The 23,755-nt window shown below is 61.5% G+C and carries 19 protein-coding genes; 10 read left to right on the top strand and 9 right to left on the bottom strand.

Annotated features, from left to right (window positions below):
• Nucleotides 1-9 precede the first annotated feature (9 nt).
• From panF to ACF8MC_RS15430, 8 genes are all read right to left on the bottom strand, one after another.
• Nucleotides 10-1,455 carry a sodium/pantothenate symporter gene (gene panF / locus ACF8MC_RS15465; RefSeq protein WP_161727286.1) on the bottom strand — a complete coding sequence of 482 codons (1,446 nt, stop codon included), beginning with the start codon at nt 1,453-1,455 and terminating at the stop codon, nt 10-12.
• A complete protein-coding gene (locus ACF8MC_RS15460; protein ID WP_033644445.1) occupies nt 1,445-1,687 on the bottom strand; it encodes a YhdT family protein in 243 nt (80 codons plus the stop codon). Before ACF8MC_RS15460 ends, panF begins: the two co-directional genes overlap by 11 nt.
• Nucleotides 1,688-1,838: 151 nt before the next feature.
• Complete coding sequence (gene accC / locus ACF8MC_RS15455; RefSeq protein ID WP_004936886.1) at nt 1,839-3,188, bottom strand: acetyl-CoA carboxylase biotin carboxylase subunit; 1,350 nt, start codon at nt 3,186-3,188, stop codon at nt 1,839-1,841.
• A 12-nt stretch (nt 3,189-3,200) separates the two neighbouring features.
• Nucleotides 3,201-3,668, bottom strand: coding sequence for an acetyl-CoA carboxylase biotin carboxyl carrier protein (gene accB / locus ACF8MC_RS15450; RefSeq protein WP_033636178.1), 468 nt, complete (start codon nt 3,666-3,668; stop codon nt 3,201-3,203).
• A 32-nt stretch (nt 3,669-3,700) separates the two neighbouring features.
• On the bottom strand, nt 3,701-4,153 hold the full coding sequence (aroQ, locus tag ACF8MC_RS15445) for a type II 3-dehydroquinate dehydratase (protein ID WP_004936891.1): 453 nt from the start codon (nt 4,151-4,153) through the stop codon (nt 3,701-3,703).
• 287 nt (nt 4,154-4,440) lie between these two features.
• Nucleotides 4,441-5,040 (bottom strand): protein-methionine-sulfoxide reductase heme-binding subunit MsrQ, encoded by a 600-nt coding sequence (msrQ, locus tag ACF8MC_RS15440; protein WP_041036869.1) that lies wholly within the window; start codon nt 5,038-5,040, stop codon nt 4,441-4,443.
• Nucleotides 5,041-6,042: a protein-methionine-sulfoxide reductase catalytic subunit MsrP gene (gene msrP, locus ACF8MC_RS15435; RefSeq protein ID WP_033636176.1), complete on the bottom strand. Its 1,002-nt coding sequence runs from the start codon at nt 6,040-6,042 to the stop codon at nt 5,041-5,043.
• Nucleotides 6,043-6,198: 156 nt separating this feature from the next.
• Complete coding sequence (locus tag ACF8MC_RS15430; RefSeq protein WP_047570383.1) at nt 6,199-7,176, bottom strand: MDR family oxidoreductase; 978 nt, start codon at nt 7,174-7,176, stop codon at nt 6,199-6,201.
• A gap of 205 nt (nt 7,177-7,381) precedes the next feature.
• On the opposite strand from ACF8MC_RS15430, the gene csrD reads away from it, so the two are divergent.
• From csrD to ACF8MC_RS15380, 10 genes are all read left to right on the top strand, one after another.
• Nucleotides 7,382-9,316, top strand: coding sequence for an RNase E specificity factor CsrD (gene csrD, locus ACF8MC_RS15425; RefSeq protein WP_033636174.1), 1,935 nt, complete (start codon nt 7,382-7,384; stop codon nt 9,314-9,316).
• Nucleotides 9,317-9,729: 413 nt separating this feature from the next.
• Nucleotides 9,730-10,773 carry a rod shape-determining protein MreB gene (gene mreB / locus ACF8MC_RS15420; RefSeq protein ID WP_003855260.1) on the top strand — a complete coding sequence of 348 codons (1,044 nt, stop codon included), beginning with the start codon at nt 9,730-9,732 and terminating at the stop codon, nt 10,771-10,773.
• Between the two features lie 94 nt (nt 10,774-10,867).
• Nucleotides 10,868-11,893, top strand: a complete 1,026-nt coding sequence (mreC, locus tag ACF8MC_RS15415) for a rod shape-determining protein MreC (protein ID WP_033636173.1) — start codon at nt 10,868-10,870, stop codon at nt 11,891-11,893.
• Entirely contained in the window at nt 11,890-12,378 is a 489-nt protein-coding gene (mreD, locus tag ACF8MC_RS15410) for a rod shape-determining protein MreD (protein WP_004936918.1), read from the top strand. The genes mreC and mreD overlap by 4 nt, the downstream gene beginning before the upstream one ends.
• A gap of 10 nt (nt 12,379-12,388) precedes the next feature.
• Nucleotides 12,389-12,973, top strand: a complete 585-nt coding sequence (locus ACF8MC_RS15405) for a nucleoside triphosphate pyrophosphatase (RefSeq protein WP_048321988.1) — start codon at nt 12,389-12,391, stop codon at nt 12,971-12,973.
• 38 nt (nt 12,974-13,011) lie between these two features.
• On the top strand, nt 13,012-14,481 hold the full coding sequence (rng, locus tag ACF8MC_RS15400; RefSeq protein ID WP_016930237.1) for a ribonuclease G: 1,470 nt from the start codon (nt 13,012-13,014) through the stop codon (nt 14,479-14,481).
• An 87-nt stretch (nt 14,482-14,568) separates the two neighbouring features.
• The gene (gene yhdP / locus ACF8MC_RS15395) at nt 14,569-18,372 is read left to right on the top strand and encodes an AsmA2 domain-containing protein YhdP (protein WP_041036855.1); all 3,804 of its coding nucleotides are present in this window, start codon (nt 14,569-14,571) and stop codon (nt 18,370-18,372) included.
• Complete coding sequence (gene nit1, locus ACF8MC_RS15390; RefSeq protein ID WP_033636170.1) at nt 18,369-19,229, top strand: deaminated glutathione amidase; 861 nt, start codon at nt 18,369-18,371, stop codon at nt 19,227-19,229. The genes yhdP and nit1 overlap by 4 nt, the downstream gene beginning before the upstream one ends.
• 7 nt (nt 19,230-19,236) lie before the next feature.
• Entirely contained in the window at nt 19,237-20,682 is a 1,446-nt protein-coding gene (tldD, locus tag ACF8MC_RS15385; protein WP_049234162.1) for a metalloprotease TldD, read from the top strand.
• A 123-nt stretch (nt 20,683-20,805) separates the two neighbouring features.
• Complete coding sequence (locus ACF8MC_RS15380) at nt 20,806-21,570, top strand: CDP-diacylglycerol diphosphatase (protein ID WP_164105338.1); 765 nt, start codon at nt 20,806-20,808, stop codon at nt 21,568-21,570.
• 45 nt (nt 21,571-21,615) lie between these two features.
• Here the strand turns inward: ACF8MC_RS15380 and ACF8MC_RS15375 are convergent, their stop codons facing one another.
• Nucleotides 21,616-23,298 carry a PglL family O-oligosaccharyltransferase gene (locus ACF8MC_RS15375; RefSeq protein ID WP_164105336.1) on the bottom strand — a complete coding sequence of 561 codons (1,683 nt, stop codon included), beginning with the start codon at nt 23,296-23,298 and terminating at the stop codon, nt 21,616-21,618.
• Between the last annotated feature and the right edge of the window lie 457 nt (nt 23,299-23,755).

The raw sequence follows: 23,755 nt of genomic DNA, 5'->3' as shown, positions 1-23,755 counted from the left end.
CAATTCTCTTCAAGAGGGTAATGATGACGCCGTCCGGCGCTTTTCGCCGACGACGTTACCGAGACAAAACGCCAACAGGCTGAGCAACAGCGAAGGCACGATAGGGTGCAGCCCCGCCGGCTGCAGGTTGAAGCTGGCCAATAGCGTATAGCATACCGCACCCGACACCATTGAGCTAAGCGCTCCCTGAGCATTGGCGCGTTCCCAGTACAGGCCCAGCACCAGCGGCCACAGGAACACCGCCTCCAACCCGCCGAAAGCCAGCAGGTTGAGCCAGATGATCATCTCCGGCGGCCGCCAGGCCGCCAGCAGCACCAACAGACCGAGGATCAGCGTGGTCAGGCTGGAGAAGCGCTTGATCAGCCGCTCGTTGTGGATCTGCTGCGGCCGTACGCCAAGGTAGAGATCCTTGATGATGGTGGCGGAGGATTGCAGCAGCTGGGCGTTGATGGTCGACATGATCGCCGCCATCGGCGCCGCCAAGAAAATCCCGGCGGCGTACGGCGGCAGCACGGTGATCATCAGCGTCGGGATCACCTGATCGGGGATCTTGAGATCCGGCAACACCGCGCGGCCGAGCGCGCCGGCCAGGTGCATGCCGAACATCAGCACCGCCACCACCACGGTGCCGAGCAGAATGCCGCGGTGCACCGCCTTGCTGTCCTTGTAGGAGATACAGCGCACGGCGGTGTGCGGCAGGCCGATCACCCCGAAGCACACCAGGATCCAGAACGACGCCATAAACGGCAGGCTGAGGATCTGATCGCCGCCCTGCGGCGACACCAGCGCCGGATCGATCTGCTGCAGTTTGCTGACTGCGCTGTCCAGTCCGCCGGCGGCATGGATCACCGCCACCAGCAGCAGCACGGTGCCGAGCAGCATCACCAGCCCCTGCATGGCGTCGTTCAGCACGCTGGCGCGGAAGCCGCCGAAGGCGGTGTACAGCGCGATGCTGATGCCGAAGATCAGCAGGCCGGTGTCGTAAGGAATGCCGGCGGCGGTCTCCAGCAGGCGTGCGCCGCCGATAAACTGCACCGTCATGGCGCCGAGGAACGCCACCAGCAGGCTGAGGCTGGCCAGCCACACCAGCAGGCGGCTTTGGTAGCGGCCATACAGCATGTCATTGAGGGTGATAGCGTTGTAGCGCCGCGCCAGGATGGCGAATTTCTTGCCCAGCACGCCGAGCGACAGCCACACCGCCGGCAGCTGGATCATCGCCAGCAGCACCCAGCCCAGGCCGTATTTGTAGGCGGCGCCGGGGCCGCCGATAAACGAACTGGCGCTGATGTAGGTGGCGGTCAGGGTCATCGCCAGCACAAAGCCGCCCATCGAGCGGTTGCCGAGGAAATATTCGCTGAGGAAATTTCCATTCTGACGGCGGCGATAGGCGTATACCGACAGGCCGAATACCAGCAACAGGTAGGCGACCAGCGGCAGGATCACTTCAGTTTGCATCGCTGTCCTCCAGCGAAATGTCGCGGAACACCGTGCGCACCATCAGCCAGCACAGGCCGATGAACAGCAGCGGCACCAGCAGGCAGGCCATTTCGAACCAGTGCGGCAGGCCGGTGACGCCGATAGCGCTGTCCGGCAGATAGGCCGCCAGCCCCCAGGCCAGCAGGTAGAGCAGCGTCAGCCCCAGCGCCCAGCGCGCTTCGCGGTGCGCCTGAATAAAGCGTTTGTCCATCCGTGTCTCCCATAGGTTTACGGTGATGGATTCATCAAAGGTAGGGAATTTTACGGCATGACGGCGTTTTGCCAAGCCGTTACTGGCGGCAACGCCAAAGAAAAAGGCCGGTGATTAACCGGCCTTTCGTCAGACGATGCTGCGTGCTGCCTTAGGTTTCCTGCAGACCCAGCTTCTTCTCCAGATAGTGGATGTTGGTGCCACCGTGCTGGAAGTTTTCGTCGTTCATGATCTTCTGCTGCAGCTCAACGTTGGTTTTGATGCCGTCGATGATCAGTTCAGCCAGGGCGTTTTTCATGCGGGCAATCGCCACGTCACGGTTTTCGCCGAAGGTGATCAGTTTGCCGATCATGGAGTCATAGTACGGCGGTACGGTATAACCGGCGTAGATATGAGATTCCCAACGCACGCCGAAACCGCCTGGCGCGTGGAAGCGGGTGATCTTGCCCGGGCTCGGCAGGAAGGTGTTCGGATCTTCGGCGTTGATGCGGCATTCTACCGCGTGGCCGTGGATCTTCACTTCTTCCTGTTTGATCGACAGCGGCTGACCGGCAGCGATGCGCAGCTGCTCTTTGATCAGATCCACGCCGGTGATCATTTCGGTAACCGGGTGCTCTACCTGAATACGGGTGTTCATTTCGATGAAATAGAACTCGCCGTTTTCATACAGGAACTCGAAGGTGCCCGCGCCGCGGTAGCCGATTTCCACGCAGGCTTTCGAGCAGCGCTCGCCGATGTAACGGCGCATTTCGCTGGTGATGCCCGGCGCCGGCGCTTCTTCGACCACTTTCTGGTGGCGGCGCTGCATGGAGCAGTCGCGCTCGGCCAGATAGATGGCGTTGCCCTGGCCGTCGGCCAATACCTGAATCTCGATGTGGCGCGGATTCTCCAGGTATTTTTCCATGTACACCATGTCGTTGTTGAAAGCCGCTTTGGCTTCCGCTTTCGTCATGTTGATGGACTGCTCAAGGTCTTTGTCGCTGCGCACCACGCGCATGCCGCGACCGCCGCCGCCGCCGGAGGCCTTGATGATCACCGGATAACCGATGCGCTTGGCGAAGGCACGGTTTTTATCCATGTCGTCGGTCAGCGGGCCGTCGGAGCCAGGTACGCACGGCACGCCGGCTTTCTTCATGGCGTTGATCGCGGAAACCTTGTCGCCCATCAGGCGGATGGTCTCGGCTTTCGGGCCGATAAAGATGAAGCCGGAGCGTTCAACCTGCTCGGCGAAGTCGGCGTTCTCGGACAGGAAGCCGTAGCCCGGGTGAATCGCCACGGCGCCGGTGATTTCCGCCGCCGAGATGATGGCCGGGATGTTCAGGTAGCTTTTTACCGATGGCGCAGGACCGATGCAGACGGTCTCGTCGGCCAGCAGCACGTGTTTCAGATCGCGGTCGGCCGCGGAGTGAACCGCAACGGTCTTGATGCCCAGTTCTTTACAGGCACGCAGGATGCGAAGCGCGATCTCGCCGCGGTTGGCGATAACAATTTTATCAAGCATGGGGGCGCCTCGTTATTCGATGACGACCAGCGGCTCGTCATATTCGACCGGCTGGCCGTTTTCCACCAGGATGGCTTTCACGACGCCGGACTTGTCCGCTTCGATCTGGTTCATCATTTTCATGGCTTCAACGATGCACAGGGTATCGCCGGCGTTCACTTTCTGGCCCACTTCCACGAAGGCTTTCGCGTCCGGGCTTGGGGTGCGGTAGAAGGTGCCTACCATTGGGGAACGAACGACGTGGCCACTCACGGCCGCCGGTGCTGCAGGGGTTTCTGCCGCAGGCGCGGTGGCAACGGCGTTAGCCAGGGCTGGCTGCTGCTGTGCCGGCATCGCGTAGGCCTGCTGCATGACGGGATAAGCCTGCGCCGGTGCGGCACGGCTGATGCGAACCGATTCTTCGCCTTCAGAGATTTCCAGTTCAGAAATGCCTGATTCTTCAACCAGTTCGATCAGTTTCTTGATTTTACGAATATCCATGAGTGTGATTCCGTACTCTTTTTGTGGAGCAATTAGTGGGTTTTCGACAGACGGTTAACCGCTGCCTGTAAAGCGAAAGCGTAGCCATCCGCGCCGAGGCCGCAAATCACGCCTACCGCTACGTCCGAGAGATAAGAGTGATGGCGGAAAGGTTCGCGGGCGTGCACGTTGGACAGGTGGATCTCGATGAACGGGATCTGCACCGCCAGCAACGCATCGCGCAGCGCCACGCTGGTGTGCGTGAACGCCGCCGGATTTATCAGAATGAAATCGGTGTTGCCGCGCGCCTGATGAATGCGATCGATCAGCTGATGCTCGGCGTTGGACTGCAGATGGCTCAGGGTAATATCCAATGCGGATGCCTGGTTTTCCAATCCGTTAACAATCTCTGTCAGCGTCGTGCTGCCGTACTTCTCCGGCTCACGCGTCCCCAGCAGATTGAGATTGGGGCCGTTCAGAAGCAAAATGTGAAACTTATCCGCCATTGTGCTGGTATCTCCGGCAATAAAACCATCATCGTAGAAAATAACCCGATGTTATCGATTTGTCACCTGTTAAGGGGCAAATTCACCCTGAGAACAGAAACAAGGTCGGGCATTATAACGATATCGTAGCAATTCGCAGCTAAATACTGGTCTTATCAGCGAAGATATTCAACCCCAAATCGACGAACTCGGGGATCCGTGACAGGAATATGAGCGCTGGAACACAGAAAAAGTTCCCGCCGGCGGCGCGCGTTTTTCCGTACCAATAACGCGCGCCGCCGCGTAGTTCAGCGCCACCAGGCGCGGAATTTCTTGTAACGCAGGCCCAACAGCGCCACCGCCAGCAGCGCGTAGATGAACGGCTGGGGGGAAAACGTTTTGACCGACCACAGGTAGTGGATGGGGGCGAGGATCGCCGCCAGATAGACGAAGTTGTGCAACAGTTGCCATTTGGCGCCCAGTTTGCGCATCGCCCAAAGCGTCGAGGTGGCCGCCAGCGCCAGCAGGATCAGCCAGGTGAGGATGCCGAGCGTCAGATAAGGGCGGTTCACCAGCTCGCTGCCCAGCAGGCCGAGGTTGCTCAGCCCCAGTTCCAGCGTGGAGTAGCTTATCAGGTGCAGCGTGCCCCAGGCAAAGCACCACAGCCCCACCAGGCGGCGGCAGCGGATCAGCAGCGGCTGGCGGGCGTAGCGCGCCAGCGGGGCGATAGCCAGCGTGGCCAGCAGCAGTTTCAGGGTCATCCTGCCGGTAAAATGCTGGATGTCCTTGGACGGATCGGCGCTGAACCAGCCTTGATCCACCGCCAGCACCAGCCAGAGAAAGGGCAGAAACGCCGCCAGATGCAGGGCGGCTTTCAGCCATTTGATATGAACAGGCGTCAGGCGCACTTAGAAATTCTCCCGCAGATCCATGCCGCGATACAGCGACGCCACCTGGTCGGCATAGCCGTTGAACAGCAGCGTCGGTTGGCGTTTGACGTCGAGAATGCCGCCGGAGCCGATGAAACGCTCGGTAGCCTGCGACCAGCGCGGATGATCGACGTGCGGGTTCACGTTGGCGTAAAAACCGTACTCGTTCGGCGCGGATTGGTTCCAGGTGGTCGGCGGCCGATCGCGCACCAAACGGATATGCACGATCGATTTGATGCCTTTGAAGCCATATTTCCACGGCGTGATCAGCCGCAGCGGCGCGCCGTTTTGCGGCGGCAGGGTTTTGCCGTACACGCCGACGGTCAGCAGCGCCAGCGGATGCATCGCCTCGTCCAGCCGCAGCCCTTCGACGTAGGGGTATTTCAGGCCGCCGCCGATAAAGCGATCTTTCTGGCCGGGCATCTGCTCCGGATCGTACAGCGTCTGGAAGGCCACGTAGCGCGCGTTGCCGTTCGGTTCGGCCAGCTTGATCAGCTTGCCCAGTTCGAAACCGATCCACGGCACCACCATCGACCAGGCCTCGACGCAGCGCATGCGGTAAATGCGCTGTTCCAGCGGGAAACGCTTCATCAGATCGTCGATATCCAGCGTTATCGGCTTCGCCACTTCGCCGTCGATGCGCACTTTCCAGCCTTCGGTTTTCAGCCCGCCGGCGTTGGCGGCCGGATCGGCCTTGTCGAGGCCGAACTCATAGAAGTTGTTGTAGCCGGTGACCTTGTCTTCCGGCGTCATCGCCAGCTGCGCCTGCCAGGCGGCCGGTTTGCTGAATTCCAGCGCTTTGCCCGGCGGCGCCTTGGGGCGATCGTTGCCCTTGAACCACGACAGCAGGTCCGCCTGTGCGCCGGTGGGCAGCGCCAGCGAAGCGGCGGTGATGCCGAGCGCCTGCAGCACCTTGCGCCGCTGGTGGAATACGCTCTCCGGCGTGACGTCGGCCTCGGTCAATTTCGGGTGTTTGTTCATGCTTATGTTCTCCGCGACTGATTCCCGCCGCCTGCGAGCGGCTAACGGGTCTCCATGAAATAAGCATGGCGCTAAAGGCGGCCGGAAGCGAGGGGACGCAGGAAAATATGAAATTTCGCAGAAGCGGGCGATCCCCCCGTCGCCGGGGGGAGAAGGTCAGCGGATTTTCACCAGGGTGCGGCCGGTGATTTGGTTGTTCAACAGCGCGGCGGCGGTGGCCGGCGCCTGCTCGAGGGAGATTTCGTGCGTGGCCTGCTGATAGAAGCTGTCCGGCAGAATGCCGGCCAGCCGTTCCCAGGCGGTTTGGCGGCGATGCAGCGGCGTATGCACCGAATCCACGCCCTGCAGGCGCACGTTGCGCAGAATGAACGGCATCACGGTGGTCGGCAGTTGATAACCGCCCGCCAGGCCGCAGGCGGCGACGGTGCCGTTATAGTTCATCTGCGCCAGCACCCGCGCCAGCAGTTTGTCGCCGACGGTGTCCACCGCGCCGGCCCACAGCTGTTTCTCCAGTGGACGCGGCATGTCGATATAGCCATCGCGCGGCATCACCTCTTTGGCGCCGAGCGCTTTCAGGTAGTCGGTATTGCTGTCGCGGCCGCTGATGGCGGTCACCCGGTAACCCAGCGCCGCCAGCAGGGCGATGGCGGTGCTGCCCACGCCGCCGCTGGCGCCGGTGACCAGGATATCGCCGTCGTCCGGGTGCACGCCGCCTTCCTCCAGCGCCATCACGCACAGCATGGCGGTAAAGCCGGCGGTGCCGATGATCATCGCCTTGCGCTCATCCAGGCCGTTCGGCAGCGGCACCAGCCACTCACCGGAGACGCGCGCCTGCTCGGCCAACCCGCCCCAGTGGTGTTCGCCCACGCCCCAGCCGGTGAGCACCACGCTTTGCCCCTCTTTAAAGCGATCGTCGCGGCTGTGGCGCACGGTGCCGGCGAAGTCGATGCCCGGCACCATCGGGAAGTTGCGCACGATCTTGCCTTTGCCGGTGATCGCCAGCGCGTCCTTGTAGTTCAGGCTGGACCAGTTGATGTCGACGGTGACATCGCCTTCCGGCAACCGATCGCTGTCGATATCTTTGATATGAGCCAGAGTTTGGTCGTCTTGTTGTTCCAATAACAGTGCACGCATGTCACTCTTCCTCTCGTTTACACTTTTCTATTCAATGGCTGAATCACAGTTATTTGACTATATGCATAATAAGCGGCCCAAGTCCTGATAAAGGACAAAAATGGCGCTTGCAGGTTTAATTCCTCGGCAAGGCTTGTTAGGGTTGGACGGCCCCTTTTAGCTAAAGGGTGAACACTCACTTAACCATAGCGGACAAGGCACAGGGATGCGATTTACCACCAAACTCTCTGCATTGATCACTCTGTTGGTCGCGCTGGCGATGTTTTTGATGCTGATGGGATGCTCATACAGCTTCTTTTACGTTACCCAGGATCGCCAGGAGCGCCGCTTGGATTCGCTGGTCACCACTCTCGATCAAGCCATGCTGAGCGAGCCGCCGCAGGAGCAGGAAAAATGGTTGCCGATCGTCATGCGCACGCTCGGCATCGTGTCGATCCGCATAGAGGCCGGTAGCAGCCAACTGCTCGACTATCAATTGCCGACGCAGGAAAAAGAGCACTGGGATGCGCTGAACGGCTATCGTCAGGTCTCGCGTCCCCTGTTGCAGCATCCGGGCAGCACGCTGCACATCACCTACCGCGACCCCTTCGCCAGCGACGTGCGCACGCTGCAATCCACCGCCGCCGTCACGCTGTCGATCGTCGTGATGGTGGTGGTTTTGCTGTTCAGCCTGCGCTGGCTGCGTGAGCAGGCCGACGGCGAAGATCGTCTGGAACGCCGCGCGCGGCGCATTCTGAACGGCGAGCGTGAAAACGTCATGCAGGGCGACGTGCGTGAGTGGCCGGCCAATGTCAGCGGCGCGCTCGACCGCCTGCTGGCCGATCTGGCGGAAGCGCGGGAAGAGCGCAGCCGGGTCGATACGCTGATCCGCGCCTTTGCCGCGCAGGACGCCAAAACCGGGCTGAATAATCGCCTGTTCTTCGATAACCAGTTGACCACTCAGCTGGAAGACGAAGGCTCGCACGGCATCGTGATGATGGTGCGGCTGCCCGATTTCGAGACCCTGCGCGAGACGCACGGCAGCGTGGCGGTGCAGGAGCTGATGTATTCGCTGGTCAATCTGCTGTCTACCTTCGTGATGCGCTATCCGTCGGCGCTGCTGGCGCGCTACTTCCACAGCGATTTTACCGTGTTGTTGCCGCATCGAACCCTGAAGGAGGCCGACGGCATCGCCTCACAGCTGGTCAACGCCATCGATGCCTTGCCTTCCACGGCGCTGATCGACCGCGAGGCCTTCCTGCACATCGGCATCGTGGCGTACCGCAGCGGTCAAACCACCGAGCAGGTGATCGATTATGCGGAGCAGGCGACGCGCCACGCTACGCTGCAGGGCGAAAACGGGTGGTATGTGTACGACAGTCAGGTGCCGGAAAAGGGGCGCGGCAGCGTCAAATGGCGCACGCTGCTGGAACAGGTGCTGGCGCGCGGCGGCCCGCGGCTGTATCAGAAACCGGCGGTGACCGTGGGGGGCGAGGTGCACCATCGCGAGATCATGAGCCGGATCTATGACGGCACCCAGGAATTGCTGCCGGCGGAATATATGCCGCTGGTGCAGCAGCTCGGGCTGGCGGAAAGTTACGATCGCCAACAGGTGAGCCGCATCATTCCCTTGTTGACGCAGTGGCCCGAGGAAACGCTGGCGTTTCCGCTGTGCGTGGACTCGATTTTGCAGCGCTCTTTCCAGCGCTGGCTGCGCGATACATTGCTGCAGTGCGAAAAAAGTCAACGTCGGCGAATTCTGATTGAACTTGCGGAGGCAGATGTGTGTCAACATATCGACCGTTTGCGTCCGGTGCTGAGGCTGTTGTCAGGGCTGGGCTGCCGCCTCGCGGTGTCCAAAGCGGGTTTAACCGTGGTCAGTACGTCCTATATCAAGTCGCTGCAGGTGGAGATCGTCAAGCTCCACCCGGGGTTGGTGCGGAGCATCGATAAACGGGACGAAAACCAGCTGTTCGTGCAGAGCCTGACCGGCGCCTGCGCGGGCACGCGCGCGCAGGTGTTCGCCGCCGGCGTACGCACGCGCAACGAGTGGCAGACGCTGAAAGAGCGCGGGATCCACGGCGGGCAGGGCGACTTTTTCGCGCCGCCGGAACCGATCGACGCGGGGCGTAAAAAATATTCACGTCGTTATCGCGTTTAAGCTGATTGCCGGACAAAAATTGACGTAGAATGAGCGCCGGATCCATCTGGGCCATGTCACCCGTCATTTTGGAGTTTTCTCCAATCTGCCTGCGACAACGACGCCTATTTGAGATAGGCTCTTGTCAGCTTTTATCTGGTTGGCGTTGGTAGGTGCTTACCATCGGCGGCAATCAGGGAATATGTTAGATTTTATGAGCTGTGTTACGCCGTTTCGTGCGTTGACAGGGTGGTAAACTGAGCCTTTGTTCAGGGAATTCAGGCCTCATCCAATTTCCGTGCATTCGAGCAGAAACAATACAGACTATTTTTCACCGAAGTAGAACGTTTTTGCGCCTTGTCGCTGCTTCGTGTGGTTGGTAAAGTAGGCGGATTTTATTTTCCGCCCCCAGCTTGCAGGATTATCCTTTCGTTATGTTTAAGAAATTTCGTGGCATGTTTTCCAACGACTTGTCCATCGACTTGGGTACCGCCAATACCCTGATTTATGTTAAAGGGCAAGGCATCGTACTGAATGAACCTTCGGTGGTTGCCATTCGTCAGGATCGTGCCGGCTCCCCAAAGAGCGTCGCGGCCGTCGGTCATGACGCCAAACAGATGCTGGGCCGCACCCCCGGCAACATCGCGGCTATTCGCCCGATGAAAGACGGCGTGATCGCCGATTTCTTCGTGACCGAAAAAATGCTGCAGCACTTTATCAAACAGGTTCACAGCAACAGTTTCATGCGCCCAAGCCCGCGCGTGCTGGTCTGTGTGCCGGTCGGCGCGACCCAGGTTGAACGCCGCGCTATCCGCGAGTCCGCCCAAGGGGCCGGCGCGCGTGAAGTGTTCCTGATTGAAGAGCCGATGGCGGCGGCGATCGGCGCTGGTCTGCCGGTCTCCGAAGCGACCGGTTCCATGGTGGTGGATATCGGTGGTGGTACCACTGAAGTGGCGGTGATCTCGCTGAACGGCGTGGTGTACTCCTCTTCCGTGCGCATCGGCGGCGACCGCTTCGATGAAGCCATCATCAATTATGTGCGCCGCAACTACGGCTCGCTGATCGGCGAAGCGACCGCCGAGCGCATCAAGCACGAAATCGGTTCTGCCTATCCGGGCGATGAAGTGCGCGAAATCGAAGTCCGCGGCCGTAACCTGGCCGAAGGCGTACCGCGCGGCTTTACCCTGAACTCCAATGAAATCCTCGAAGCCCTGCAAGAGCCGCTGACCGGCATCGTCAGCGCGGTGATGGTTGCGCTGGAGCAGTGCCCGCCAGAATTGGCCTCCGACATTTCCGAACGCGGCATGGTATTGACCGGCGGCGGCGCGCTGCTGCGCAACCTCGATCGCCTGCTGATGGAAGAAACCGGCATCCCGGTCGTGGTGGCGGAAGATCCGCTGACCTGCGTGGCGCGCGGCGGCGGCAAGGCGTTGGAAATGATCGACATGCACGGCGGCGATTTGTTCAGCGAAGAATAGTCAGCCCCTGGAAGGAGGAATCGTATCGGATGAATGCGCACAGCGAGAATCGGGTACGGTTCCTCTTTCTGTTGTCGAGGAACTCGCATAATTTATGAAGCCGATTTTTAGCAGGGGGCCTTCCCTGCAACTGCGACTTTTTTTGGCGGTGATTGCGGCCATTGGCCTGATCGTTGCCGACAGCCGGCTCGGCACGTTCGTGAAGATACGCAACTACATGGACACCGCAGTCAGCCCTTTCTATTTTCTGGCCAACGGGCCGCGTAAAGTTTTGGACAGCGTGTCAGAAACGCTGGCCACCCGCCAACAGCTGGAGCTGGAAAACCGCGCTCTGCGGCAGGAACTGCTGCTGAAAAACAGCGATATTCTTCTTCTTGGCCAATTTAAGCAGGAAAATGCCCGCTTGCGCGAGCTGCTGGGTTCTCCGCTGCGCCAGGACGAACACAAGATGGTCACCCAAGTGATCTCCACCGGCTCCGATCCTTACAGCGATCAGGTGGTGATCGACAAAGGGTCGGACAACGGCGTCTATGAAGGCCAGCCGGTGATCAGCGACAAGGGCGTGGTCGGCCAGGTGGTGGCGGTGGCGAAAGTCACCAGCCGCGTGCTGCTGATCTGCGACGCCTCGCACGCGCTGCCGATCCAGGTGCTGCGCAACGATATTCGGGTGATCGCCGCGGGCAGCGGCTGCGCCGACGATCTGCAGCTGGAGCACCTGCCGAACAACACCGATATCCGCGTTGGCGACGTGCTGGTCACCTCCGGCCTCGGCGGCCGCTTCCCGGAAGGCTATCCGGTGGCGGTGGTTTCCTCGGTCAAGGTCGATAACCAGCGCGCTTACACCGTGATTCAGGCGCGGCCGACCGCCGGTCTGCAGCGCTTGCGCTACCTGCTGCTGCTGTGGGGCGCCGATCGCAACGGCGACATGCCGCTGCCGCCGGACGAAGTGCACCGCGTGGCCAATGAACGCCTGATGCAGATGATGCCGCAGGTGCTGCCGCCTGCCGGCTCCGTCGGGCCGCAGCTGCCGGCTCCGGCCACCGGGGTGGCGCCGCAAACCGCGGCTCCGGCCTCTGTCCAGCCCCAAGCTCAGCCTGCCGCGGCGGGAGTGGTGCCATGAACAGCTACCGCAGCCACGGGCGCTGGATAATCTGGCTGTCGTTCCTGGTGGCGTTGGTGCTGCAAATCATGCCGTGGCCGGAGCAAATCTACATGTTCCGGCCTTCCTGGCTGGTGCTGATCCTGATCTACTGGGTGATGGCCTTGCCGCACCGGGTCAACGTCGGCACCGGCTTCGTGCTGGGGCTGATCATGGATCTGATCCTCGGCTCTACGCTGGGCGTGCGCGCGCTGGCGCTGGGCATCATCGCCTATCTGGTGGCGTTCAAATTCCAACTGTTCCGCAATATGGCGCTGTGGCAACAGGCGCTGATCGTCGTGCTGCTGTCGCTGTCGATGGACGTGGTGGTGTTCTGGGCTGAGTTTTTAGTGATCAACGTCTCTTTCCGCCCAGAGGTGTTCTGGAGTAGTGTGGTAAACGGCATTTTGTGGCCGTGGTTATTCCTGTTGATGCGCAAAATCCGCCGTCAGTTCGCCGTACAGTAAGGGTATCTCAATGACTTCGCTTTATCTGGCCTCCGGCTCCCCACGTCGACGTGAACTGCTGACCCTGCTCGGCGTGTCGTTCGACATTTTGCTGACGCATACCGAAGAGCAGCGCCGGGAAGGCGAAGCCGCCGAAGCCTATGTGCGCCGCCTGGCGCAGGACAAGGCCAAAGCCGGCGTAGCGCTGGCGCAGGAAGATCGGCCGGTGCTGGGCGCCGACACCATCGTGGTGCTCAACGGCCGGGTGCTGGAGAAGCCGCGCGACGAAGCCCATGCGGCGGAAATGCTGGCGGCGCTGTCCGGCAAGCAGCATCAGGTGATGACGGCGGTGGCGATCGCCGATCGCCACGACGTGCGCTGCCAGCTGGTGGTGACCGACGTGACGTTCCGCAGCCTGTCACAACAGGATATCCGCGACTATATTGCTACGGGCGAACCGATGGATAAGGCGGGCGCCTATGGAATTCAAGGAAAGGGTGGTTGTTTCGTCAGAACGATAACCGGGAGTTATCACGCGGTGGTTGGTCTGCCGCTGGTCGAAACACATGAGCTGCTCAGTAATTTTGTCGCATTACGTGATGTAAGAACCGGTTGATGGGCGCTGCCATTATCGACCGGCTCTGAGGAGAAGGCATGACAGCTGAGCTACTGGTTAATATCACACCGTCTGAAACGCGGGTCGCCTATATCGATGGCGGCATTCTGCAAGAGATCCATATCGAACGCGAATCCAAACGCGGCATCGTCGGCAACATCTATAAAGGGCGCGTCAGCCGCGTCCTGCCGGGGATGCAGGCGGCGTTCGTCGACATCGGCCTGGACAAGGCCGCCTTCCTGCACGCCTCCGACATCATGCCGCATACCGAATGCGTCGCCGGCGACGAGCGGAAAAACTTCCACGTGCGCGACATCGCCGAGCTGGTGCGCCAGGGGCAAGACCTGATGGTGCAGGTGGTGAAAGATCCGCTCGGCACCAAGGGCGCGCGCCTGACCACCGACATCACGCTGCCTTCGCGCTATCTGGTCTTCATGCCGGGCGCGGCGCACGTCGGCGTTTCGCAGCGCATTGAAAGCGAAGCCGAGCGCGAGCGCCTGAAAGCCATCGTTGCGCCGCACTGCGACGAGCTGGGCGGTTTTATCATCCGCACCGCGGCGGAAGGCATCGGCGAGGAAGAGCTGGCGCAGGACGCCGCGTTCCTCAAACGGCTGTGGACCAAGGTGATGGAGCGCAAGAAGCGCAACCAGACCAAATACAAGCTGTACGGCGAGCTGGCGCTGGCGCAGCGCATCCTGCGCGATTTCGCCGGCGCGGCGTTGGATCGCATCCGCGTCGATTCGCGGCTGACGCACGATCTGCTGGTGGAGTTTACCGGCGAGTACATTCCGGACATCACCAACAAGCTCGAGCTCTATACCGGCAGCCAGCCGATTTTCGATTTGTACGATGTGGAAAACGAGATCCAGCGCGCGCTGGAGCGTAAGGTGGAGCTGAAGTCCGGCGGCTATCTGATCATCGATCAGACCGAGGCGATGACCACCGTTGACATCAACACCGGTGCCTTCGTCGGCCACCGCAACCTCGACGAAACCATCTTCAATACCAACATTGAGGCGACGCAGGCCATCGCTCGCCAGCTGCGGCTGCGTAACCTGGGCGGCATCATCATCATCGACTTTATCGATATGAACAACGAAGAGCATCGCCGCCGGGTGCTGCACTCGCTGGAGCAGGCGTTGAGTAAAGATCGGGTAAAAACCACGATCAACGGCTTCTCTCAGCTAGGCTTAGTTGAAATGACGCGTAAACGCACGCGTGAAAGCATTGAACATGTGCTCTGTCACGATTGTCCTACTTGCAATGGGCGCGGCACCGTGAAAACGGTGGAAACCGTGTGCTACGAGATCTTGCGCGAGATTGTGCGCGTGCACCATGCTTACGATTCCGATCGCTTCCTGGTGTACGCCTCCGCGGCGGTCGGCGAAGCGCTGAAGAGCGAAGAGTCGCATGCGCTGGCCGAAGTGGAGATCTTCGTCGGCAAACAGGTGAAGGTGCAGATCGAACCGTTGTACAGCCAGGAGCAGTTCGACGTCGTCATGATGTAGCCCGTCCGACATCGTAAGGGCCCGGCATGCCGGGCCCGTCAGTGCATAGATATTCCCGTTGCCAGGCAGCGGAGCAAGGAGAACTGCGTGAGGCGACTGCCTGGGATTCTGTTAGCAACAGGCGCCACCCTAATCGTGATTGTGGCGCTGCTGATCAGCGGGCTGCGCCTGATGCTGCCGAAGCTGAACGACTACCGTCCCCAACTGCTGGCGCAGGTGGAGAAGCTGTCCGGCGTGCCCGTGCAGATGGATTTCCTGCAGGGCAGCTGGGAAACGTTTGGCCCACAGCTTGAAGTGCGCAACCTGAGCGCCACGCTGCCCAAAAGCGATGTGCATATCGAACGCGTGACGCTGGCGCTGGACGTGTGGCAATCGCTGCTGCACTGGCGCTGGCAGTTCCGCGATCTGACCTTCTATCAATTCCGCCTCGATCTGAACGCCACGCTGGGCGGCGACCGGCAGGGCGAAGGCCTTGAGCCGGGCAAAATCGGCGATCTGATGCTGCGTCAGCTCGACCATTTCGATCTGCGCGACAGCCGTATCTCATTCCTGACGCCTGCCGGCGCGCGCGCCGAATTCGACATTCCCCAACTGACCTGGCTTAACGGCCGCGAGCGCCATCGCGCCGAGGGGCAGATCAGCCTGTCGACGCTGAACGGCCAGCACGGCGTGGTGCAGCTGCGCATGGACCTGCGCGATAATCAGGGCCTGCTGGACACCGGCACGGTCTATCTGCAGGCCGATAATATCGACATGAAACCCTGGTTTACCCGCTGGCTGCGCGCCAACACCGGGCTGGAAAGCGCCGACTTCAGCCTGGCGGCCTGGCTGCAGGTGCAGAACGGCGAGATTGCCGGCGGCCATGCGTTGCTCAAGCAGGGGGCGGCCAACTGGGATACCGGCGCCGCGCAGCACCGGCTGGACGTGGACAATCTGGCGCTGTCGCTGCGCCGCCAGGGCACCGGTTGGCAGCTCGACGTGCCGCAGCTGCGGTTGAGCACCGACGGCCAGGCCTGGCCGCAGGGCGCGCTTTCCGCCCTGTGGCTGCCGGAAAACACCGAGTTCATGGGGCCGGCGCAGAATGAAGAGCTGCGGGTGCGCGCGACTAACCTTCAGCTGGAGCGCCTGTCGGCGCTGCTGCCGACCTTCTCGTTCCTCAGCCCGGACGTGCTCGATCGCTGGAACGATCTGCAGCCGCAGGGGAAGATGGAAGCCTTGGCGCTGGACATCCCGCTGAAGCAGCCGGAAAAGAGCCGTTTCCAGGCGCTGTGGCGCGATGTCAGCTGGCAGCGTTGGGAGCTGCTGCCCGGCGTCAACCACTTCTCCGGCGCGTTGAGCGGCGGGGTGGAGAACGGCCGCCTGACGCTGGGGCTGGCAGGCAGCACCTTGCCTTACGGCGATATGTTCCGTGCGCCGCTTGAAATCAGCAGCGCGCGCGGCGCGCTGACCTGGCGTTACAACGATCAAGGCTGGGAGCTGGCGAGCCAGGGGCTGGACGTCAAGGCGAAGTCGCTGTGGGTCAACGGCGATTTCCGTTATCAGCAGCCGGCCAAGGGCGATCCGTGGCTGAATATCCTGGCGGGCATCCGCCTGTATGACGGCGCCGAGGCCTGGCGCTATTTCCCGGAACCGCTGATGGGCAAGCATCTGGTGGACTACCTGAGCGGCGCCATTCAGGGCGGCCGGGTGGATAACGCCACGCTGATTTATTCCGGCGATCCGCAGCACTTCCCGTACCGTAAGAACGAAGGGCAGTTCGAAGTCTTCGTGCCGCTGCGCCACGCCACTTTCCAGTTCCAACCGGGCTGGCCGGCGCTGACCGATTTGGCGATCGACCTCGATTTCGCCAACGAGGGATTGTGGATGCATGCGCCGCAAACCCGGCTGGGCAAGGTGGCGGGCAAAAATATCAGCGCGGTGATCCCGGATTACCTGAAAGAGCGGCTGCTGATCGACGCCGAAGTCGCGGGTGCGGGCAGCGACGTGCACGACTACTTCATGCAGACGCCGCTGCACGATTCGCTGGGGGCTGCGCTGGATCAGCTGCAGATTGGCGGTGATGTCAGTGGGCGCTTACATCTCGATATTCCCCTGGACGGCGAGCAGGTCAGAGCCACCGGTGAAGTGGCGCTGAACAACAATTCGTTGCTGATCAAGCCGCTGGACAGCGAACTGCAAAAGCTCAGCGGCAAGTTCCGCTTCGACAACGGCAACCTGCAGAGCGACCCCCTGTCGGCCAACTGGTTCGGGCAGCCGGTGGCGGTCAACTTCACCACCCAGGAAGGCGAGCGTGACTACAAGGTCAACGTCGGCCTGAAGGGCGACTGGCAGCCGGGCAAGTTCCCCGGCCTGCCGAAAGAGGCCGCCGATGCGCTCAGCGGCAGCGCGCCCTGGCAGAGTCAGGTGGCCATCACGTTGCCGCATCAGGGCTCGGCCAGCTACGATATCGGCCTTGACGCAGACCTAAGGAAAGTGAGCAGTCACTTACCTTCGCCGTTGGACAAGGCGCCGGGCGAAGCCTTGCCGGTGAGCGTCAAGGTCAAAGGCGGTCTTAACGGCTTCATGTTGACCGGCAGTGCGGGCAAGCAGAACCGCTTCAACAGCGAATGGAACTTCGACAAAAAACAGGTGAATCTGGCGCGCGCCGCCTGGCAAACCAACGGTGGCGGCACGCCGCCGCTGCCGGCCGGCAAGTCGATGACGCTGAACCTGCCGGCGCTGGACGGCGAGCAATGGCTGGCGCTGCTGGCGCCGGCGCTGAAACAGGGCGGCGGCAGCGGTCAGGTGGGCGGTTTCAGCTTCCCCACCACCGTGGCGCTGACCACGCCGCAGCTGCTGTTGGGCGGCCAGGCCTGGCATAAGCTGACGCTGTCGGCCGAAAAACAGCTGGGTGCCACCGTGGTGAGCGCCAAGAGCGATGAAGTGGACGGCAGCCTGCGGGTGGCCGATCGCGGGCCGTGGCGCGCCGATATCAACTACCTGTACTACAACCCGCAGTTCGCCGAGACGAAAAGCGCGGCGGGTTCGCCGCCACCGCCGCCGGAGAAAGTCAGCTTCCGCGACTGGCCTTCGCTGATGCTGCGCTGCAAGTCGTGCTGGGTGCTGGGGCAGAACCTCGGCAAGGTCGAGGCGGATCTGAGCAATCGGGGCGATACCCTGACGCTGGATCACGGCCTGGTCGATACCGGCAAAGGGCGCATGAGCGCCACCGGCCTGTGGAAGCAGAACGCGCAGGAAGAGCGCAGCTCGCTGAAAGGCAAGCTGCTCGGCGGCAAGATCGATGAAACCGCCGCCTTCTTCGGCATCACCATCCCGCTGAAAGGCGCGCCTTACGACGTGGACTTCGATTTGTACTGGCGCGGCGCGCCGTGGCAGCCGCAGGTCAATACGCTGAGCGGCGCGCTGCAGGTCAAAATGGGCAAGGGCGAGATCGACAGCATGGGCGGCGGCCGCGCCGGCCAGCTGCTGCGACTGGTCAGCTTCGACGCCTTGCTGCGCAAGCTGCAGTTCGATTTCAGCGATACCTTCGGCAAAGGCTTCTACTTTGATTCCATCCGCAGCACCGCCTGGCTGAAAGATGGCATAATGCATACTGATAATCTATTGATCGACGGCCTGGCGGCGGATATCGCCATGAGTGGCCAGATCGATCTGGCGCGCCGCCGCATCGATATGGAAGCGGTGGTGGCGCCGGCGATTTCGGCGACGGTCGGCGTGGCCACGGCGTTTGTCGTTAACCCGATCGTCGGCGCGGCAGTGTTCGCCGCCTCGCAGGTGCTGGGGCCGCTGTGGAGCAAGATTTCGCTGATTCGTTACCATATCAGCGGCGATCTCGATCAGCCGAAGATCAATGAGGTACTTCGTAAGGCAAAGGAGGATAAGGCGTCATGAGGAATGCTAACGTTGCGTTGTTGCAGTTGTGCAGTGGCGATCAGGTGCGCGATAACCTGGCCCAGATTGAACAGCAGATCAAGCAGCTCAATGCCGGGGTAAAACTGGTCATGACGCCGGAGAACGCGCTGCTGTTCGCCAACTCCGCAGCCTATCGCCAACAGGCGGAAAAACAGGGCGATGGCCCGCTGCAGAACGCGGTGCGCGAACTGGCGCGCCGCTATGGCGTGTGGTTGTTGGTGGGCTCGATGCCCTTGATCAGCCGCGAAAACCCGGAGCTTATCACCACCAGCAGCCTGTTGTTCGACGATCAGGGCGAGATCCGCGCCCGCTACGACAAGCTGCACATGTTCGATGTGGACATCAACGACGCGCACGCCCACTACCGCGAGTCGGATACCTACCAGCACGGGCAGCATCTGACGGTGGTGGATACGCCGGTCGGGCGTTTGGGCATGACCATATGCTACGATCTGCGCTTCCCCGCGCTGTTCCAGGCGCTGCGGGCGCAGGGCGCTGAACTGATTTCGGTGCCGGCGGCCTTTACCCGGGTCACCGGCGAGGCGCATTGGGAAATCCTGCTGCGCGCCCGGGCGATCGAAAACCAGTGCATGATCCTGGCGCCGGCGCAGGTGGGGCGCCACGGGCCGACCCGCCGCACCTGGGGCCACACGCTGGCTGTCGACGGCTGGGGCAAGGTGCTGGCCGAGAACCCGGACGCCGTGGCGGCGCTGAAGGTGCGCGTGGACACCACAAGCCTGCAGCCCCTGCGGCAACAGATGCCGGTGCTGCAGCACAACCGATTCCAGACGTCGCTGACGGCGCCGTCTGACACGTTATCCTCCAATCAAGAGTGAAACCATTATGAGCCTGACGTTTGTCAGTGAGCAGTTACTCGCTACCAACAAGCTGAGTCATCAAGACCTGTACTCGGTACTGGGTCAACTGGCAGAACGCCGTATCGACTACGCCGATCTCTATTTCCAGTCCAGCTATCACGAAGCCTGGGTGATCGAGGACGGCATCATCAAGGATGGCTCTTATAATATCGACCAGGGCGTCGGCGTGCGCGCCGTCAGCGGCGAGAAAACCGGTTTCGCCTATGCCGATCAGATCACCCTGAATGCGCTGCAGCAGAGCGCCCAGGCGGCGCGCAGCATCGTGCGCGAGCAGGGCGACGGGCGGGCGCACACCCTGGGCGAAATCGGTTACCGGGCGCTGTACCCGCTGCTCGATCCGCTGCAAAGCCTGCCGCGCGAAGAGAAAATCGCCCTGTTGCACCGCGTCGATAAAGTGGCGCGCGCCGCCGATGCGCGGGTGCAGGAAGTGAACGCCAGCATCACCGGCGTTTATGAGCAAGTGTTGGTGGCCGCCACCGACGGCACGCTGGCGGCGGACGTTCGCCCGCTGGTGCGGCTCTCCGTCAGCGTGCTGGTGGAGCAGGACGGCAAGCGTGAGCGCGGCTCCAGCGGCGGCGGCGGCCGTTTCGGTTACGACTATTTCCTGGAAACCGTCGACGGCGACGTGCGCGCCGATGTCTATGCCAAAGAAGCGGTGCGCATGGCGCTGGTCAATCTCGGCGCGGTGGCGGCGCCGGCCGGCAATATGCCGGTAGTGTTGGGAGCCGGCTGGCCTGGGGTGCTGCTGCACGAGGCGGTGGGGCACGGCCTGGAAGGCGATTTCAACCGGCGCGGCACCTCGGTGTTCAGCGGCCATATGGGCGAACTGGTGGCTTCCGAGCTGTGCACCGTGGTGGATGACGGCACCCTGCAAGGGCGCCGCGGCTCGCTGGCGATCGACGACGAAGGCGTACCGGGCCAGTACAACGTGCTGATCGAAAACGGCGTGCTGAAAGGCTACATGCAGGACAAACTCAACGCGCGGTTGATGGGCGTCGCGCCGACCGGCAACGGCCGCCGCGAGTCCTACGCGCATCTGCCGATGCCGCGCATGACCAATACCTACATGCTGGCGGGCCAATCGACGCCGGAAGAGATCATCGCCAGCGTCGAGTACGGCCTGTACGCGCCGAACTTTGGCGGCGGCCAGGTGGACATCACCTCCGGCAAGTTCGTGTTCTCCACCACCGAAGCCTACCTGATTGAGAAGGGCCGCATCACCAAACCGGTGAAGGGGGCGACGCTGATCGGCTCCGGCATCGAGGCGATGCAGCAGATCTCGATGGTCGGCAACGATCTGGCGCTCGATAAAGGCGTGGGCGTGTGCGGCAAGGAAGGCCAGAGCGTGCCGGTGGGCGTCGGCCAACCGACGCTGAAACTGGATACGCTGACCGTCGGCGGCACGGCGTAATCTTTCCTCAAGGGGCCACGCGCTGGCTCCTTTATCCATTCCCCATGTTGCGGCCCTTGCAGGCGCGCCTGCGCCCAGTGATGGAATGAAATTGACGTGGCGAAAAAACGGAACAATACGAGGATGGCGCGTTGGGCTTTCTCCGCCCGGCGTTGGCTGCTGTTGCTGGGCGTTCTGTCCCTGATGGGCTGCGCCCGTTCCGATGCGCTGTGGGGCGTGGTCGATAAGCTCTGCATGGCCAACTATCAGCAAAAGCGCGATCCGGCCCCGTGTGAGCAGATTTATATGCCGCAGGGGAAAGCGCAGGGCTTTAGCGTGCTGCAAAACCCGCGTTATCCCTATCATTTCATTCTGGTGCCGACGGCGCCGCTTTCCGGCATTGAAAGCCCGCTGCTGCTGGCCGGAGAACGAACGGACTATTTTGGCTATGCATGGCTGATGCGTTACCGGCTGGCCGCCGAGTATGGCGGGCCGGTGCCGGACGACAGTCTGGGCATGGCGATCAACTCCGCTTACGGCCGCAGCCAGAACCAATTGCACATTCACCTGACCTGTCTGCGCGAGGATGTGCGGCGCCAGCTGCAGGCGGAACGTCCCTACATACAGGAACAATGGCGCCCCTTGCCGGATAAGCTGTTGCGCCACACCTACTATGCCCGCCGCGTGATGCAGCCGACCGCGATGGGCATCTACCCGATTAAGGATCTTGCGGATTATTTTCATCTGTCGCCGCCGCAGCTGGCGGAGTATGGCGTGGCCGTCGTCCCGACCACGTTTGCCGGCCAACGGGGTTTTATCTTGCTGGCCTCGAAGCGCGGCTGGGATGTCGGCAACCGCGCCTCGGTAGAATCGCTGCTGGACAAAACGTGCGCGATTTTGCCGCATTAATCTCAAGACGACAGGTGAGAGCGACGCGCTCTCACCTTATTCTTCCTACCTAAACCGCGCATCCCGCGCAAACAGGAAAGCGGCTTCCCGCTGGCGGGCGTCTGCTTCCGCCTGAGCGCCCTGATAACGCAAAATCATGATCAGCGTGGCATAGACGTTGGCGTCGATACGGCGCTGCAGATAGGCATTGGCCCACTGCCGATAGCCGGTCAGCAGGGCATCATCGCGCGTTTGGTTATAGACCAGCAGCGCGTGAGATTGCTCGTCGAAGGTTTTGCGCTCCCGGTAGATCCAGGCGGCCGGCGGCGGCATCTGCTCGATGCTGTCGATGGTGGCCAGCATGGTGCGCTCCGATTGGGTGAGCGCCATGCGCCCTTGCCAGGCGAAGACCGCCATCACCAACATGCCGACTGCCGCCATCGCCACCGGCAGGCTCAGGGCTTTAGCGAACGGCAGCGGGCGCGGCTCGCCGGTTTGGCCGTCCAGCAGCGCCAGCAGCAGCAGAAACGCCAGCCAATGCGGCGCAGACAGATAGAAAGGGTATTCCAGCTGGGTGTGTACCAGCATTGGCAGCAGCACCAGAAACAGCCCGACGCGCGCACCGCCCGGCTGTTCGCGATCCCGTTGCCAGGCGCGTTTCAGCAGCAGCGCGCCGGCGGCGAGGACGATAACGATCCCCGCCAGCGCCGGCAGGCCGCCCTCAACCCACCACAGCAGGATTTCATTGTGCGGATGCCCGGCGACTTCCAGCACTTCTCGCCAGGGCATTTCCTGCAGACGGAAGTGCGCGAAGCTGTATTCAAAGCCGCCGTAGCCCCAGCCCAGCAGCGGTTTGGCCAGGATCATAGCGCCAACGTCATGCAGCATGGTGAGGCGAGCGCTGTTGGAAACCTCCCGCCCGATCAGGCCGGCGCGGCCATCCAGACCGAAACCGGTGAGCAACACCGTAGTACCGATCGCCACGCCCAGCAGCAGCGCGCCGCCGGCCCAGCGGCTTGCGCCTGGGCGCTGACGGGCAAAACGCCACAGCAGCAACGCCGCCGCCAGGGCGCCGCCCAGCCAGGCGGCGCGCGACTGGATCAGCACCAGCAGGGCGGAGAAAGCGGCCAGCAGGGCGAGCAGCGGGAGCTGCCGCCGCCGCGTCGGCGCGCAGAGGGGGGCAAGCAGCAGCCAGAGTGCCAAAGCAAGCCCGGTGGCGATAAAGCTGCCGAGCACGTTTGGTTGCTGAAAGACGCCATAGACCCGGCTGCCTCTGTGGGCAACCCAGGCCAGCGCGGGGGCGAACAGCTGCAGCGCCGCCAGCAGTGCCTGAACGCTTACGGCGAACAGCAGGCCGTACAGCAGCAGATCGCGTTGCCGGGCGGAGAGGCGCAGCTGCAGGCAGGCGACATAGAACAGCCAGCCGCCGAGCAAACCGGCGCAGCGCCACAGGGCATCTTCGCGCCACTCGGGGCGGGTATACAGCAGCGGCAGCGCCAGCACCACGATACCGAAGAATAACAGACGCGCGGTGGGGGTGAGCAAAAGGCGGGTGCGGCCGATGCAGATGACGCAAGCCGCCATCAGGACGGTAAGCGCCATGGCGCTCCAGGCCAGAATGTTTTGCGGCAGCGCCAGGCCGCCGCCGCCCATGTTGGGGTGATAAAACGGCAGGATCACCGCCATCCAGATCAGCAGCAGGGGCAGCACGGCGATCGCCGGTGCGTTAATGGCGGTTTTATCGGTCATGGTGAACCTGCCATGTTTCGATATCGTTCATTGAATGCATGTTATTAGGATTCCCTATCCTTATCCTTGTGTTTAAATTCGTTGAAGCTTCAATACCTAAAATTTTTATGGAAATTGAAAAGACTTCCTGCTGAAGCGATAAATAAGTTTTTCCCCTGTGAGCGCGGGGACGGTTTATATAAAAAGGGGTAAGCCGTATTTCAGTTGCCTGCAAAGGGGGTTTTATTTGTTTGAAAAAACAGGGTTGTCATTTTCTCAAATTCATCTTGCTCCAGTCAATTTTTAATCTTTTATTTTATTTTTGCATTTAAATCAAAATATTGGGGTTTTTTGTGCGTAGTAAAACGCCGTGTGTGCGACAACGAACGCCTGGGTCGACCGGCGATGTAGCCAATAAGATAAGCATTTTCTTGTTAAATCGTTGTTGCCAATGACGGCACGGCGATCGTGGTTTTAT

Origin of the sequence: Serratia sp. LACPHL-BACT-2024-00286 (assembly GCF_043109535.1) — a bacterium.
Taxonomy (GTDB): Bacteria; Pseudomonadota; Gammaproteobacteria; order Enterobacterales; family Enterobacteriaceae; genus Serratia; species Serratia sarumanii.
Note: the sequence above shows the minus strand (reverse complement) of the source record. Positions and strands in the feature narration are given on the sequence as shown.